Source organism: Brucella sp. NBRC 12953 (assembly GCF_040369775.1).
GTDB classification, from domain to species: Bacteria; Pseudomonadota; Alphaproteobacteria; order Rhizobiales; family Rhizobiaceae; genus Brucella; species Brucella pseudogrignonensis.
This window is the reverse complement of the sequence record NZ_BAABSV010000003.1, coordinates 372,566-387,956: the sequence shown is the minus strand read 5'-3', so window position 1 is coordinate 387,956 and position 15,391 is coordinate 372,566. Positions and strand designations below refer to the sequence as shown.

Genomic DNA, 15,391 nt, shown 5'->3' with positions numbered 1-15,391 from the left:
GCTTTCCTGCATCTTACTTTCTACATTTTTCGAACGAATACATCTTCATTAACATTATGGCTCCGTTTTGACCGCTTAAATACAAAATCCTTGCTGATTAAAGAGCGAGAATCCATTAATCTCCCACTAATTGGATAGGCTTTAGATTACCACGATAATCCCTGAGATACCGAATTTATTATGAGGAATACCCATGCCCAATTGTGATTCCAGCGTGAATCCAGAAAAGCAATTGCTAACGATATCAATCGTGACATATCGTCCAGACTTCACAGAACTTCGAAATACGCTTGATAGTTTAGCTATCGCCCTTGAAAAAATTAGTGGTAACCGTTTTTCTATTGTCATCATAGATAATTCTAATCAGGATCTCGTTTCACCATTTTTAACTAAAAACTACGCGACTTTGCCTTGGTATGTAATTCACGGGCAAGGAAATATTGGCTTCGGCCGAGCACACAATCTCGCTTTGGAAGCAATGGGGAGATTTCATCTCATCCTCAATCCTGACATTGAATTACATCCAGACGCAATCATAAATGCCATTACGTTTATGAGCACTAACCCTCATTGTGGCTTAATAACGCCCTACGCCCAATGGCCGGATGGCGAGAGACAATATCTGTGCAAACAATATCCTGCAGTTTTTGATCTCATGTTACGCGGCTTTGCAGCGAAAAAAATTCGTTCCTTATTTCAAAGAAGATTAGATCGCTATGAGATGAAGATACAAACTCAAGACGAGGTTTACTGGGGCCCTCTAATAGTTAGCGGCTGCTTCATGTTTTTTGATAGCAGCATTTTGCAGCGGACAAATGGTTTTTGTGACGACTATTTTCTCTATTTTGAGGATTTCGACTTGTCTTTAAGAGTACACACGTTTGCGGACATTGCTTATGTACCGACGGTCCGGATCATTCATGCGGGAGGACATGCAGCAAAAAAGGGCCTTTGGCACATACGGAATTTCATCAAATCCGCATCGCTTTTTTACCTGCGCCATGGACTAAAAATATTTTGAATAACATGCATTCATCCTTGACCAAGCGGTTTCGTTGTAAGTTTGACAGCTAAAACAATTTAATATCGAAAATTATTGCACGCGGTCTTAACAAGGCAGCTCAATATTTCGCGCGCATAGCTGACAATTCCCCGAACACCATTTGATCTATTAATGGACGATTTAAATAGATCAAGAGCATCGATGTTTGTAGAATTCGTGGTAAATCCTTCGTAAACTTGATGCTTAAGCCCAGCGCTTTTATACAAATTTAATAAATTTTTTCTCCAACTATCGAGATTGAAATCGGAGTTTATTTCTGTCTGGTTGTTTTCAACATTTTGGAGTCGCAGCCAATCGTCGGATATCATCTGGCGTGTTCTTACCAACAACTCGCTTTCATCTCTGACGATACTGCCGGTCCGATTGAGATAATCGAGATGTCCCGTCGGACAATCAAGTGCGACAACCGCAGCCCCACTAATCGATATATCCATCAAAGCAGTTCCCCCGCTTTGGGGAAAACTATCCCACGCTACGCGACATATCTTAGCATACTTCACAACTTCGGAGTGCTTTTGATAACCTAGCAGTCGAACTCGCGATTTAAACTCATTAGACCTAACCCAGTGCGGGGCATTTGCCTGACTTAAACCAATCCCTACAAAATCCAGTTCACGCTCGTCACGTAATAGGCGTTTTAATGAACGCCAAAAATTCCACGACCCAACAGGTGTATATTTGTATGCCGAACCTACGGACAACAACAACTTTCTGTTATTCGTTTGACCTGAAATAACCAAATTAGCACCTGCAGTAATACTGGTATCGATCGGAATTCCAAGATTTATACTGCGGTCACAGCCACGTTTATTTCGCGTGACTTTCATACCCCAACCACGCGTTTCGGCGATTACATCTGCTACCGATAGATTTATCCAGAACAAATGGTCCGCGTGATTATAGAGAATGACAGGTCTAGTAAATTCGCGTGTTCCAAACGCAACTAGAGGGGTCGGATCATGAGGATGCACGTGCAGAACGATTAGGTCAAAACCAGACGCCACCTGCCTTAGCTTCAGACTTCGCTCCAACAAGCTTAGTTCTGGGTCAGCCAATAGCACCCGCCCCTTACGCTGACTCACGGCTTCGGATAGCCGCGCAGTTACGTCGGCAGCTGTCCCAGCAGTAAGAAATACACTATGCTGAAAATGTGCGTCCTGCTCGATCCAGCGTTCAACCACGCGGGTATGCCCGCCCACCGCATAACATTGGGTCATGACATGAAGAACGGACTGAGGAGTAAATGTCGTTTGAAGTGCAACAGAATTGTTAGATGCCAATCGAAGAAAAACGTCTTCGATTTCTTTGCTGGAATAATACCCCGTACTTCTCGTAGTGGCCAACCAAACAGCACGTTCAGCTATCTCAAGGGCCGCCTCTAGAGAGGTAGCTCTTGAGATAGCTAGAATGTAAGATTCAAACAACGCTCGATTGCTGACAATCGTCAGACGCCTAGCGGCGTCAATAAGCATTAATCACCTCTACTATTCGACTAACCTGGTCATCAGACATAACCGGACTAATTGGAATCGAGAGAACTTCTCTATGTATCTCTTCAGTAATCGGGAAAGAAAGATGGTTCCATTCGCTATATGCTTGTTGCTTATGAGGAGGGATTGGATAGTGAACGAGCGAGCCAATCCCGTTTTCTTTCAAGTAGGTCGCCAGCTGATCCCTATTTTCTGTTCTTATAACAAAAACATGCCAAACGTGACTCTCTTGATTACCAGTGATCTGCGGAAGGATAATCTTCTCGTTACGAATACGTGCAAGATAAATATTAGCGACTTCTCTCCTCCGCTCATTATCTGAAATCAAACCGGGAAGCTTCACGCGCAAAACGGCTGCTTGTATTTCGTCCAATCTAGAATTGTAACCCTTATAAATATTCTTATACTTCTCATGCGAACCGTAATTCGCCAAAGCCTTCAGTTTAATGTATAATTCTTCATCATCAGTGGTAATAGCCCCACCGTCACCTAGACAACCTAGATTCTTACCTGGGTAGAAAGAGAACGCAGCGGCATCTCCCAAAGATCCGACCATCTTACCTTTATAGAGCGCGCCATGCGCTTGAGCGCAGTCTTCTATAACTTTAAGACCATGTTGCTTGGCAATGAGCAAGATCGGATCCATGTCCACGACCTGCCCATATAAGTGGACGACCAAAATTGCTCTCGTTTTCGGCGTCAACTTTTCTTCTATCAACGTCGTATCTATATTGTAACTATCTATAGAAGGCTCAACCAAAACCGGTGTACATCCGTTTTGTGTTATAGATAGAATACTTGCGATATAAGTGTTAGCTGGAACAATAATCTCATCTCCGTCGGAGAAACCCATTCCCTTGATGATAAGGTTGAGTGCATCCAAACCGTTAGCAACACCAAGCGTATACTTAACACCACAATATGCAGAGAAGCTCTTTGCGAACTCCTCGTTTTGATGCCCAAGTAGATACCATCCACTATCCAAAACATTAGCTATCGCAGAATTAATTCCGTCGCGATAGCGTTCGTTCATCTCTTTCAAATCAAGAAACTTAATCAATGTCGCACCGTTTCCTCTACGCGATTTACGCTTCACATATGAGAGTTGTATCTACCAAAATATTGTTATCTAAGGGCTTGCGTATTTTGAATCTGTAGCCCAAATCCCAACCTTCGATAAGCGTTTTTATGTGAAAAAAGTCATCAGCATTGTGATATATACTTAAGAGCAAGACAGGCTTCTGTGACGAAATCGTCCGCTTGGCACCTTTCAAAAACTCCGATTCGAAGCCTTCAATGTCTACCTTAATCAAACCAATGCTGAGTTTGTGTTCTTCGACATAATCATCCAGTGGGATCACTTTCACTAGTTCTGAAGCGGCATCGTCAGTGATCTGCGCCCCCCGGATAATATGAGAAGTGTCTCCTTCAATCGAAATCGAAGAGGTCCCATGCCTTTCGCCCAACGCATACTTAACCAACTTGACATTGCTCAAGCCGTTCAAACGCACAGTCTCTTCGCACATCTTGTATAAGGAACTCACGGGCTCAAATACATGAACTTCCCGGTTTGTATACTCTGAGAGGATCAGAGCTGAATCCCCAATGAACCCCCCAGCATCAATTATATCCAAGTTAGAGATTTTTTGCAGGTCTCTCACTTCGGGCAGAAAATGCCGGTAATAAAACACAGTAGATGATATGATATTAATTGGAAGTATGTAATTTCCATATGCAGTCACATCACCTGAGAGCTTAACAGTATTAGATGTATGCTGATCCATTATACGCGTTAGTTCAATGCGTTCCGCATCTGTTTGCCAGAAATAGCTGGTTTTATATAACCAATATTGCTGAGCGCGTGATATTGCGCGAATGACGACATCTATACTTTCTTTATCTAGACCAGCTATTAGCTCCCTATAGTCTTTAGATATATCTCCACAAAAATAATCGAAGCTTTCCGATGAAACGAGTGAATCACACGTATCCATTTGAACAACATTAGCCTGCGCGACACGGGATACACGACCAGAAATGTCAACGAGTGACCGCTCTAGTGTATCTAATCGAGACGACAAATCATCAAATCTTTCCATAAGTGACGAGTTGTGATCTACAATTACCGACCTCAACTCTTCACGTGCAGCAATTTGTGATGAATCGACTTGGTCGCCTAACGCAATCACATCCCTGTAGTGCGCCTCCGAAGTGCTCTTTAGCTGATTTATTTTTCCTTCAATGCGAGATTCAAACGACTGCAGCCACGTGATCAACGTAGATTCTGTGGATTGCCCTTTCATTTTTCTGCTCAGATATCTGCGAACTCTATTGGCGTATCGCATACTCCGCATGGGGAGACCGTGGATATCCAAGGTTGCAATACGCCAACGCGAAAAAGCTATCCAGCGCGCCTTGCCGTCATATGTAACCTCGAAACCCAGATGCTTACTTCCTGCTATCGGCCGATAGCCTAAATTTTTTGCCGAAACGTGTTGCAAAGTAGAATACGTCAAAGAGCTCGATTCAATAATTTCTTTAAATGGTTTAATCGCGCTTTCGATGGTATGGTGAGAAAGATAGTAATTATATGCATCTTGACCAAGCGCTTCTTTACGACCATTTTTATAAACTTCATCAATGATTTCTTTTAATTTTCGCTCTTTCAAACCTATTTTTTCTATCTGGTCATCATACCACCCAAGACAATAGTCTTTACTATCCTGAAGATAAACAAACCTATCACATTCCATTGGCTTTACATTATGAGGGATAACAACAGAAGGAATCCTAAGTGCGGCACCTTCCAAAATCGATGTCCCCATACCAAATAGGATATCTATCTTTTCCCTGAGGTATTCAGTCAGGTGATCGCCTGTCACGGTGCCTACGAATTTGATATTAATCCCTTGATATTCTCTGGGATTAATCCTTGATTTTTCCGGCCCGTCTCCGATTATATGAAGAACAACACTCTTTTTGAGTTCGAGTTTGCTAAGATTGTCGAGAAGGTTCAATACACTGAAGACTTTATCCAAACTCAGACGCCCCAGGATACCAACGTTTATTTTATCGGCTTCAACAAGATTTGAGCTCGCTGGGGAATGTGCAGATGGAAGTGAAATTGGCACATAGCGCTTATTGAATATTATCTTTTTCGTATTCTGCGCCATCCAGTGCGAATAATCGCAAAAGAATACAGAATCCGTCTTCTGAACAATCTCTAGAAAACTTCTTAGCGCCAAAGGGCTTATTTTCCAGTTGTCAATCAAAACCGGAATGGAGCAGATATGCCAATTAAAAAATAATATCTTGCTATCTGGATGAAGCTTTGGCACCCAACAAGCCCAATAAATAGGGGTAATAAGAACTACAGGCTCTTCAATTCCAATAGAAAAATTTTCCGTACTGACAGTTATCTTCTTTACGTTACTGTTTTTTAATAAATTATCTGACAGACCGGGTGAGTAATCCGTGTAATAAACATCATAACTTGGATCTTCTGCCAATTTATCCGCTAGTCCGGTTAGGTATATCGGTCCACCCGATACTTCCAACCAAGGAAAATAGAAGACCACTTTGGTTCTTTTATCACTATTCGAAATTAGCAAAGTAATCGCTCCATTTTTCAACGTAATCGCAACCCTACTAAGTTATCGTGCAGTACGTTCTTTTCCGAATCAAATATAGGGCGGGCAATACCGGCACACCCTACAACAACTTTCCCCCCGATAGCGGTTGCCTCGCGCAGCGGACATCATACCTCTATAAGCTCAATCAGGTAGGCATTGGTAAGAGCAAGAAAACAAATTCTTTTTCCAAAAAATGCAGATACTTTGGGAGTGCCTACAGGCCGAATCCGTCCTTTGCTTAAAAAGCTCATCAGCTTGTCAAACTCTTCAGTCTTGTATGCGAAGTGATACATTTTCACCCCGCGCTCCAACCAAACGTCGAGTGTTTTGTATCCGGGTAAATTTTCTAACAACTCAAGCCGAGGTTGCCCCTGCGCAACGATAAACTTGCCTCTTATTCCCTGCTCGGTATCCTCGAACTCTTCAGTTTCCGAGCGGTATCCCAGTACACGTAGAGCCGCCATTTCGGATGCGATACTTTTTGTAGCCACACCGATATGGTGGAACTCAAGCTTACCAAGTGATGCTCTAAAGTTTCTGAGAAACAACGGCATTATTTTTTCTGCCAGCCGTTCTTCTACAGACGAGAAATAATTCTCCGCCGTCATCACATGCTCAACGACATCAAAATTTTGCCCGTTCAAAGTCACGAACGCTTCGTGAATCCCCCGGCGGTTCTGCGGTAAAGCATCGTGAAATGAAACAACCGGCGTGTTGTCTGCGATCGTCCGGCAGTATAGCTCTTTCAATTTAAGTGTTTTGAACGCCATCTTGAATATCAAATCGACACTCTCGACAGCCGCCAAAGATCCTTTCCTTAGAACCCACCTTCCCCATTCCGCAGCGCCTTCTTTTAAATCATATATTGCTATTAAGCCCTCTGCTTCGCCAGTCAGACGGTTTTCTATGACAAAGTAGAAGTCGTCGTTTCGCTTTAGATAATCCGCAATCCAACGCTCTTGAGCCCCTAAATCAGATGAAATAGGATTTATGTACTTATTACGTTCTTGATCTTCTAATCGAACACTTACAACGAAAGCGGCATCCGCAACCGCGATAGGTCGGATGCGATACGCTATGCCCTCAAGAGACGATCTTGAAATCATCCTACTGCCTGCTTGTTTTGAACCGCTTCGATTACAGTTCGAGGTGTATTCATTCCCGCTATTTCTTCTTGCTCAAAGAATACGCCAAATTCACTTTCCAAGAGCAAAACCAGTTCAACGTGGCTGAACGAATCCCATAGGCCTTTCTCATCGAGCCGACCTTCAATATCGCCCGTTTCTCTTTTGGCAAAACTAGCAATCATTGCTATTATCTTGTCATGCATCTTCTCTACCTTTTTCGAATTTCAGGTCTACCAAACCATCCGGATAAATGTATTCAAAGCGTTGTTTGCGTTCTATATAGCCGCTCAAGTACGTATCGCAAAACTTGCGAGCAGGAGCATTACGTTCGCCTTCAACGAATAATACATTGAGTTCCGTGCGCTTAAGCGCGGTAAGCGCTGACTGAACTGCGCCCAAAACAATGACCTCATCAAGACCACGGCCGAGAGCACGACAGCTAACAAAACACTCTTCGACCGTTGCCAGCTCGTCATTCGCTCGGGCAACAATAACGCCAATTATGCCACTGTCCGATAGTTTATCCTTCATAGAAATTGACACAACAACACTGTCATTTGCATTCATCAGATTGCAAATTTGCTGGTGCGTATATCTCTGATAGGAGAATATAAACTGATTGGTTTTATTCGCGAGTTCAGCCACACGGTTCGAATGGCTAAGTTCGTTGACTGAATAAGTAACCTCAATTTGGAGACTTTTTATATAGTCATCTTTTGAGAGAGAGTTCTTGAGCCCTTCCCGCTCCCTATTGGCCAACACATCAGCTTTGCGGAGACGATCTTCTTTATTAATCGCAAGCTTCAAAAGTCCTGGAAATTCTGCCAGTGCCCTCGCGGTTGTTTCCGCGTCATCTCGAGCCCAGATGGTTTTAATATCGGGATGTCTTTCCAATACGGATACAATTTCGCCGAGATTATCATCAATAAAGAGAAGGCTGCTGGAGTGAATATTCAACAAATCGGCAATTTCTTGAATGGATTCTGCTTTATCATTCCAGCTCGCTTTAATGTATGCAAAATCATCCGGCTTCAGAACAAAATCAACACGCTCTTCCAAAAGTTTCCGGACGTCGATCTCATCATTCTTGGATGCGATACCCAGAAACAGGCCCTGCTGCGAAAACAACTTCAAATGTTGCTGGAGCACGATGTGGCCTTGCGTGAGTTCCACGCCCTGAACACCGTCTTCTCCCAATACTCCCTTATAAAGAGTGTTATCTAAGTCGACGATAATACCTTTGAGTGGGACTCCAAGTAAAACAGGTAAGTAGTTCAACCCAAGCTCTCGGGACACAGCCATGCAAGCTTTCGCACTTAGCCTTGTACCAGAATAGGGCTCCATACGCATATCAATAAAGTCGCGCCCCATTTTCGCTTCAATTCCCGACAAGTCCAAAATACTGGCAATAGGGGTATCGATTTTTTCTCCCAAGACAGCCAGCAGAATTCGGCCCGAATAGGAAGAGCTCAGAAATTTGATTCTTTCCGCCAAAAACTGCGTGACATTATCTATTTTGTATCGAGTTGCATCGACCCAAACGATTACCAGATCTACTGATGTATCTAAATCAGCAAACGATAAAGAATCATCGTAATCACTATAAATGAATTCGACGTTCATACCGGCAAATGCGCAAAATGGCGCAATAGTTTTTTGAACCAACTCAAAAGAGTGATTCCTGTAAACGGCCACTCGATGAGTGACAGCGCCCTCTGCTTGGTATGCAGCTAGCTCTGCTCTCGTAGGCTCACCGCCAAATATTAAGTCCTGTAACTTGAAAAGTTCCATTTGCCCTTCCAACTTTAACGTGATGTTGAAGCTTCGCAAACATATTGTTCGAAGTCGTTGATATACTCTTCTGGATCGTACAGCTCGTTTGATATAACCATCAATACTGCGTCACGAGAGAAATCATACATCTCCTTCCAGACCATCTTATCGAGCCACAATCCCCTGTCAGGACTATCTAGAACTACAATGTGTTCGCGCTCTTTATCACAACGAATTTTCACTCGACATTTTCCATGAAGACAAATTAAAACGAATTCAGATTTTCTATTTGCGTGACATCCACGCTTGCCGTCGTCAGTGACGTTAAAGATGTAGAATACTCGCTGAAAAGAAAAAGGAACCTGCTGATTGGCTTGTAACGCGATTAGCGCACCCCTTTCATCTCCAAGGATGTCAAAATTCAGCTCCTCAAACTTCATGATCTTGCCTTCTAGGTAAACTGGGTGTCATTGGGTCGTGCATTAACACGCCCATCCAAAAGTTGGAAGGCGTTGTAGCTCCTCATAAACTGCACTTACCTTCGCACTTCTGAGAGCCGTGGGGATAGACCTCAAACAGTCCTTTTCAGTTTTGGGCAGGTCTGCTGCCACAAATACTAATATGTCCATATATAAAACATTCGTTATTAAACGTCCAAGGCCATTGTGTGGCGATATGTAGGGCTTCCTAATAACTCGAGTATTTTGGTGGCTGTAACGTTCATGTCGATCAGTGCGGTTCACAGTAACCGGTGTTCTGGCCCCACATTCTGTTTGATTTTTCACTCTGTCATTGAGAGTCAGCGAATGGACAGAACGGAGTTTCTCCATGGAGCCTCGAATGGAGTTTCTCTCAACGGATCAGAGTAAGCGTGACAGCCATCGTCAGTGGCCCGTTGATTTAAAAGCCCGGATTGTTTCGGAAAGCTTGCGTCCTGGCGTGAGCGTGCAGGAAGTTGCCGATCGCTATGGCGTGCGTGCAAACTATCTATCTTCATGGCGCACGCTGGCACGTCAGGGCAAGCTTGTTTTGCCTTCGCCCGAAGATAATACGGAATTTGCGGCAATCGTTTTAGCGGAACCTGCAATTAAACCTGTGACGCCACCATCTTCACGCGTTGAGATATTCTGTGGGGAAGTCATCATCCGGCTGGAAGAAGGTGCGTCGGCTTCTCGTATTGCAGCTGTTGCGAGCGCACTTGCGGCCCTCAAATGATCTTTCCTGCCAACCGGGTGCGTATCATTGTGGCTACCAAACCTGTCGATTTCCGTAATTATGCGGAGTCGGAGACACCGATTGGCGCAGCGGTCGGCATTTCGACATCCATCGACTCCACATAACCATGCGCTATCGCTTGGCAAGCATAGCGATTAGTTTATCCGGCGGGCGGAATTTGCCTGGCTTGATACCAAGCGGCACCAAAGCGTCGAGCATCTCGAGTTTTTCGCTCGGATCAGCGCGCAGGTAGATCTCGGTACTCTGGAGAGAGTTGTGACCCAGCCACAGCGCTACTTTGCGAATGTCGCGCGTTGCCTGAAGCATGTGCATTGCGCAGCTGTGGCTCAGCACATGGGGCGATATCGACCTCGTCGCCAGCGTGGGTGCGACGCTGACAGCAGCGACGGCGTGCTTTTCGAGGATGTATTCGAAACCGGAGCGCGTCATCATCCTGCCAGCGTTATTCAGGAAGAGTGCCGTGTCGCCATCCTTGGGTCTAACCGCGATCCAGGCGCGGATAGCGGCAGCAGTCTCCGGCCAGAGCGGAAGCACGCGCTCTCGTCTTCCTTTGCCGATGATACGGATGCTGGCCGGTGGCCGCCCGTCGAATTGTTCGAGGGTGAGACCGACGAGTTCGGACACGCGCAACCCGCCAGCGAAAGCCAGATGTAACATGGCCCGGTCGCGAATGCCTGAGGAGGTTCGCCCATCCGGAGCCTTGAGCAGCGCTTGCACTTCGGTACGCGAAAGCGAAGCGACGAGCGCCTCGTCAATCTTCTTCATCGGAATGGCGTGCACCCGAAGAGCCTGATCCAGCACCGCGGGTGTTCGATGTTCAAGATAGCGGAAGAACGACTTCACAGCAGCCAGCCTGGCGTTGCGCGATCGGGCCTTATTGCCGCGCGTTTCTTCGATGTGCTCGAGAAAGGCGAGAATTATCGGTACGTCGATATCTTCGATCTGCAGCAGACACGGTCGCTTACTTAATCTTCCTGCGGCGAACGTCACCAGCAGTTGGAAGCTATAGGCATAAGCATCGCAAGTGTGAATGCTTGCGCGTCGTTCCCGGGGAAGATGCTCCCGCAGGAAAGCGGTGAGGTGCTGGGCAAGCTGGGTCATGCTGTTACTCCTCGATGCAATGCCTCGCCGGCTACCGACATATGCGCCATAAGTTCCGGCGTTGACTGAAGATACCAGTATGTATCGGTCACATGGGCATGTCCCAAATAGGCGCTCAGAGCAGTAATATGCCGCGCCACCGCCTTGGAATCGTTGGCACAGCGTTCGAGAGAGCGGACGGCGAACGTGTGGCGAAGATCGTGAATCCGCGGCCCTGGCGATCCTGCAGCGCCTCGCAAGCCGATTGATCGCATGATCTGCAGGAAGACTGTTATTACCGTCGGATAAGCGAGCGGCGTTCCCTGATGCGAAATGAAAAGCGCATCACTCTGACTTGCAGCATTCAGGCGGGTCGCGAGGTACCTGTCCAAGGCGCGTCGAGTCGTTGTGTGTAGCGGCAGCAACCGACTCTTCTTGAACTTAGTCTGAGCAATGATCAACCCGTCGTCTGTCACGTCGGGTAATCGTATGGTGATCGCCTCCGAGACACGCATACCGGTCGCTGCAATCATCCCGAACATAGTAGCGTAGGTGAGAGATCGGATTGTATTGTCGGGGCCAAGTCGCTGAGCGGCGTCGATCAACCCCCTAATCTCTCCGGGACTATAAATATACGGCGTGCGGCGTTTGCAACTGGCGCGACCGAAAAGATCAGCAGAGGGAACTTCGTGGCGCGGATCTTCGGCATGCAGCGAGAGCGCGAAACGACGGACCGCCAACAGGCGGTTGCGACGTTGTTCGCGTGAAGGCGCCTGTAGAGCCCACTCGTGCACCGTTGCCGTCGTTATAACATTCTCACCGCGATGCTCGGCAAACGCGACGAAGTTGCGCAATAGAAGGCCTGGCGTCCGAAACTTGAACCCCAGAGCCTGGTGCAGCGCCGCATGATCGGCGAGGAGTTCACTCAGCATGGGAGCTCTCCCGGCCAGGGCTGGGCAACCTGCTCCAGCATCGCGACATCGACCTTAGCGTAATGTGCGGTCATATCGAGCGAACGGTGGCGCAACACCGCGCCAATAGCTTCGAGTGTGGCGCCCGAACGGAGCATTGAGGTTGCCGCGGAGTGGCGCAGCAAGCGCGCGCCAGACGACGGAGGATCGGAAATGCCCGCACGTTTTAGCGCCAGCGCCACGATCGTGGAGACATGACCGGAATGCGCAACCGGCCCGCAGTCCCAGGCGAGCCAGCAGGAGCAGCAATGCACGGTCCCGCAGGCGGCCTTTGGCCAGTCGATCGCATGATGCAATGACGCGTTCGACGTCGGCGCCTGCCAGATACCGCGGCAACGACGAAAGGCGCCACTGCAATACCGGCGGAATGGCGTGATCAAGGTTGGGGCGGCACAAGCCAGCACCCGCGAGGTAGCGAAGATAACTACGTAAGGCGCTTGTTATGGTCCTCAGATCAGCCGTCCCGGTGCGCTCGCGCCACTCTCGGACGACATCACGGATCAGGCTAGCATCATAGTCGAGGGTCGCCGTACCGAGCAACGGCAACAGCTTATGGAGGTCGCGAAGGTGACGGGCGATCGTTCGTTCCGCCAGTCCTCGGTGGATGCGCAACCAGCTTTGATATCCATCAAGCAAGGGATATGGCGACGCGATCTTCAAAGGTGGGCATACGACACCTGCTCTTTGCAGGAAAAAAACGAACCTCCCGACACGACGCGAGTATTTTGGCGAGATCTGCGGCCACTGCCGCCCACCGGGACATCGACACCGATGTTCGGCAAAGCTACGAACGATATTATCATCGATGACGTCGATCGAGGTGCCCGCTTTGCAGAGCCAAGCTGCGAAATGACGAGCCGACGCTGTGTAGCCCTCAATGGTCAGCGGCGCATATCTCTGAGCGGCAAGCTCTTCCGCGAACCGATCGATCCACGACGACAACGGTCCCGGATCGAGGAACCGGTGATTACGATTATTGGCATCCATCATACTACGCTCTCCTCACAAGTGAACTCATAGGGAGGGAGTATAGTTATGTGGAGCGTTCGCGCGTGTTCAATTTATCTAAGTATCTGCGCAGACAACACAATCCATCGACTGGCAATGACGACTCCGCATAGTTATCGTCAGCGCATAATTACGGTTATGTGGCGCTCCACATAACCGTAAGGGCCATGACGGGCTTGCGGCGTTGGTGAAGAACGAATTGCGCAAGGATCCGTTTACAGGAACTGTATTCGTGTTCCGCTCTCGCAAGGCGGATCGGTTAAAAATGATCTACTGGGATGGCACAGGTATGGTGCTGGCTTATAAGCGTTTGGAAGCCCATGCGTTCAGCTGGCCAGAGATCCGCGATGGGCTGATGTCGTTGAACCATGCACAGTTCGAAGCTTTGTTCGCAGAGCTTGACTGGCGACGCGTGCGTGCGGTGGAAGCGAGAGCGCCGATTACGGTTGAATAGCTATTGAGCGCTGGTGTGATAGCTGCGGCACGATGACTCTGACAACATAATTATCAAGCATATCAAGGCCGGATTTGGTAAGTTCGGCCCATGCTGGATGCCGCCGAGCTGCCCAACGATATCGCTGAATTGAAGGCGCTACTGATCGCAGCAACAGCACTCGGTCTTCGTAAAGATGACCGCATTGCGCGGCTGGAGAAGCTGGTTGCAGCCTTCAAACAGGCAGCTTTTGGACGTAAGTCAGAGAAGATTAATCCTGAGCAGTTTGAACGACTGGATGTGATCCCTGCGCAGTTTCGCGTCATTGTCACGCATCGTCCTAAATACGCATGCCGTGCTTGCACTGATGGTGTTGTGCAAGCGCCAGCTCCCGCCCGATTGATACCAGCACTTGCCAACAGAAGCAACGGTCGCACATGTGCTGGTTTCCAAATATGCCGACCATCTTCCGCTTTATCGCCAGGCCCAGATTATGTGTCGTCAGGGCATCGACATAGATCGCTCGACACTGGCCGACTGGGTGGGAGGGGCAGCCTTTGAGCTGCGCCCTGTCTTTGATGCGCTGATTGCTGATCTGAAGCGATCAAACAAACTCTTCATGGATGAGACGTGTGCACCGGTTCTTGATCCCGGATCAGGAAAGACCAAAACAGAGTATTTTTGGGCTTTGGCGCGAGACGACAGACCATGGGGCAGCAATGCCCCGCCCGGTGTCGCCTTCACTTATGCGCCGGGACGATCTGGCCAATATGCCGAACAGATATTGAAGGGCTTCAACGGTATCCTGCAAGTGGATGGCTATGCAGGCTACAATCGGTTGGTCGCGCCAGATCGTGTTGGTCCAAATATACAATTGGCTTATTGCTGGGCTCATGCGCGTCGAAAGCTTATTGAGATTACGCGCACAGGCTCGTCCCCGATTGCTGAAGACGGTGTAAAGCGGATTAGCGAACTCTATAAGATTGAGGCTGAATTGCGTGGTCTCAATCCAGAAGCGCGGCTCGCAGCTCGTCAGGCACAATCAAAGCCGCTGATCATCGATATGCAAACATGCTTGCGCATCACCGCGCACGCGTGTCGGCAAAAGCGCCATTGGGCGAGGCGTTGAAATACATCGCTAAATACTGGGACGGCTTGTGCCTGTTTCTGTCTGACGGTCGCGTCGAGCTGGATAACAACAGCGTCGAAAGAACAATCCGGCCAATAGCATTGAGCAGAAAAAATGCATTATTCGCAGGTCATGAAGCAGGCGCTCATAACTGGGCTACAATCGCCTCACTGATTGAGACATGCAAACTCAATTCAGTCGATCCGCAGAAATGGCTGACCGCTACGCTCACCGCAATATTCAATGGCCATAAGCAGATCCAAATCGACCAACTATTGCCATGGAATTATACCGATAAGGTGTGATTGAGACACCGTTTACGGTTCACAATACGCAACTGACGACCGCCGCCCTCTTCAAGATTGGATATAAAGCAGCTTATTTCCATGCCAATTACTCATCCAGATAATGGATGATCTGCCGCACCGATTGAACGATAGCCACCAGCA

The 15,391-nt window shown here is 47.7% G+C and carries 13 protein-coding genes and 3 pseudogenes; 5 read left to right on the top strand and 11 right to left on the bottom strand.

The window, feature by feature from the left end; translation table 11 throughout:
• The first annotated feature begins 193 nt into the window (after positions 1–193).
• Complete coding sequence (locus ABWV94_RS09280; protein WP_353413348.1) at positions 194–1,021, top strand: glycosyltransferase; 828 nt, start codon at positions 194–196, stop codon at positions 1,019–1,021.
• Positions 1,022–1,080: 59 nt separating this feature from the next.
• Here the strand turns inward: ABWV94_RS09280 and ABWV94_RS09275 are convergent, their stop codons facing one another.
• The 7 genes from ABWV94_RS09275 to ABWV94_RS09245 form a co-directional block, all read right to left on the bottom strand.
• On the bottom strand, positions 1,081–2,535 hold the full coding sequence (locus ABWV94_RS09275) for a glycosyltransferase family protein (RefSeq protein ID WP_113496382.1): 1,455 nt from the start codon (positions 2,533–2,535) through the stop codon (positions 1,081–1,083).
• On the bottom strand, positions 2,525–3,613 hold the full coding sequence (locus ABWV94_RS09270; protein WP_353413346.1) for a DegT/DnrJ/EryC1/StrS family aminotransferase: 1,089 nt from the start codon (positions 3,611–3,613) through the stop codon (positions 2,525–2,527). Before ABWV94_RS09270 ends, ABWV94_RS09275 begins: the two co-directional genes overlap by 11 nt.
• Positions 3,614–3,638: 25 nt before the next feature.
• Positions 3,639–6,185 carry an FkbM family methyltransferase gene (locus ABWV94_RS09265; protein ID WP_353413344.1) on the bottom strand — a complete coding sequence of 849 codons (2,547 nt, stop codon included), beginning with the start codon at positions 6,183–6,185 and terminating at the stop codon, positions 3,639–3,641.
• Positions 6,186–6,310: 125 nt separating this feature from the next.
• A complete protein-coding gene (locus tag ABWV94_RS09260) occupies positions 6,311–7,291 on the bottom strand; it encodes a GNAT family N-acetyltransferase (protein WP_113496384.1) in 981 nt (326 codons plus the stop codon).
• A complete protein-coding gene (locus tag ABWV94_RS09255; protein WP_353413341.1) occupies positions 7,288–7,515 on the bottom strand; it encodes an acyl carrier protein in 228 nt (75 codons plus the stop codon). Before ABWV94_RS09255 ends, ABWV94_RS09260 begins: the two co-directional genes overlap by 4 nt.
• The gene (locus tag ABWV94_RS09250; RefSeq protein WP_353413339.1) at positions 7,508–9,103 is read right to left on the bottom strand and encodes an HAD-IIIC family phosphatase; all 1,596 of its coding nucleotides are present in this window, start codon (positions 9,101–9,103) and stop codon (positions 7,508–7,510) included. The genes ABWV94_RS09255 and ABWV94_RS09250 overlap by 8 nt, the downstream gene beginning before the upstream one ends.
• A 14-nt stretch (positions 9,104–9,117) precedes the next feature.
• Positions 9,118–9,525 carry a sugar 3,4-ketoisomerase gene (locus ABWV94_RS09245; RefSeq protein WP_113496387.1) on the bottom strand — a complete coding sequence of 136 codons (408 nt, stop codon included), beginning with the start codon at positions 9,523–9,525 and terminating at the stop codon, positions 9,118–9,120.
• Between the two features lie 400 nt (positions 9,526–9,925).
• On the opposite strand from ABWV94_RS09245, the gene tnpA reads away from it, so the two are divergent.
• Positions 9,926–10,300, top strand: a complete 375-nt coding sequence (gene tnpA, locus ABWV94_RS09240) for an IS66-like element accessory protein TnpA (RefSeq protein WP_353413336.1) — start codon at positions 9,926–9,928, stop codon at positions 10,298–10,300.
• Between the two features lie 132 nt (positions 10,301–10,432).
• Here the strand turns inward: tnpA and ABWV94_RS09235 are convergent, their stop codons facing one another.
• The 4 genes and pseudogenes from ABWV94_RS09235 to ABWV94_RS09220 all read right to left on the bottom strand — a co-directional run.
• Positions 10,433–11,422, bottom strand: coding sequence for a tyrosine-type recombinase/integrase (locus ABWV94_RS09235; RefSeq protein WP_113496389.1), 990 nt, complete (start codon positions 11,420–11,422; stop codon positions 10,433–10,435).
• On the bottom strand, positions 11,419–12,333 hold the full coding sequence (locus ABWV94_RS09230; protein WP_353413334.1) for a tyrosine-type recombinase/integrase: 915 nt from the start codon (positions 12,331–12,333) through the stop codon (positions 11,419–11,421). Before ABWV94_RS09230 ends, ABWV94_RS09235 begins: the two co-directional genes overlap by 4 nt.
• Positions 12,327–12,668, bottom strand: a complete 342-nt coding sequence (locus ABWV94_RS09225; protein WP_353413332.1) for a tyrosine-type recombinase/integrase — start codon at positions 12,666–12,668, stop codon at positions 12,327–12,329. The genes ABWV94_RS09230 and ABWV94_RS09225 overlap by 7 nt, the downstream gene beginning before the upstream one ends.
• Before the next feature lie 169 nt (positions 12,669–12,837).
• A pseudogene (locus tag ABWV94_RS09220) lies at positions 12,838–12,984 on the bottom strand (tyrosine-type recombinase/integrase); the annotation flags it as partial.
• Here ABWV94_RS09220 and ABWV94_RS09215 point away from each other — a divergent pair.
• From ABWV94_RS09215 to tnpC, 3 genes and pseudogenes are all read left to right on the top strand, one after another.
• Positions 12,925–13,392, top strand: coding sequence for a hypothetical protein (locus tag ABWV94_RS09215; RefSeq protein WP_353413330.1), 468 nt, complete (start codon positions 12,925–12,927; stop codon positions 13,390–13,392). The pseudogene ABWV94_RS09220 and the gene ABWV94_RS09215 sit on opposite strands and share 60 nt — an antisense overlap.
• 145 nt (positions 13,393–13,537) lie before the next feature.
• Positions 13,538–13,834, top strand: a pseudogene (tnpB, locus tag ABWV94_RS09210) (IS66 family insertion sequence element accessory protein TnpB); the annotation flags it as partial.
• Between the two features lie 90 nt (positions 13,835–13,924).
• Positions 13,925–15,247 (top strand): annotated as a pseudogene (gene tnpC / locus ABWV94_RS09205) (IS66 family transposase).
• The last annotated feature ends 144 nt before the right edge of the window (positions 15,248–15,391 follow it).

What these genes read in the sequence shown, in the direction of transcription:
- ABWV94_RS09280 (WP_353413348.1), top strand. Translation starts at nt 194, where the DNA reads ATGCCCAATTGTGATTCCAGCGTGAATCCAGAAAAGCAATTGCTAACG.
- ABWV94_RS09275 (WP_113496382.1), bottom strand. Translation starts at nt 2,535, where the DNA reads ATGCTTATTGACGCCGCTAGGCGTCTGACGATTGTCAGCAATCGAGCG.
- ABWV94_RS09260 (WP_113496384.1), bottom strand. Translation starts at nt 7,291, where the DNA reads ATGATTTCAAGATCGTCTCTTGAGGGCATAGCGTATCGCATCCGACCT.
- ABWV94_RS09255 (WP_353413341.1), bottom strand. Translation starts at nt 7,515, where the DNA reads ATGCATGACAAGATAATAGCAATGATTGCTAGTTTTGCCAAAAGAGAA.
- ABWV94_RS09250 (WP_353413339.1), bottom strand. Translation starts at nt 9,103, where the DNA reads ATGGAACTTTTCAAGTTACAGGACTTAATATTTGGCGGTGAGCCTACG.
- ABWV94_RS09245 (WP_113496387.1), bottom strand. Translation starts at nt 9,525, where the DNA reads ATGAAGTTTGAGGAGCTGAATTTTGACATCCTTGGAGATGAAAGGGGT.
- tnpA (WP_353413336.1), top strand. Translation starts at nt 9,926, where the DNA reads ATGGAGTTTCTCTCAACGGATCAGAGTAAGCGTGACAGCCATCGTCAG.
- ABWV94_RS09235 (WP_113496389.1), bottom strand. Translation starts at nt 11,422, where the DNA reads ATGACCCAGCTTGCCCAGCACCTCACCGCTTTCCTGCGGGAGCATCTT.
- ABWV94_RS09230 (WP_353413334.1), bottom strand. Translation starts at nt 12,333, where the DNA reads ATGCTGAGTGAACTCCTCGCCGATCATGCGGCGCTGCACCAGGCTCTG.
- ABWV94_RS09215 (WP_353413330.1), top strand. Translation starts at nt 12,925, where the DNA reads ATGGAGGTCGCGAAGGTGACGGGCGATCGTTCGTTCCGCCAGTCCTCG.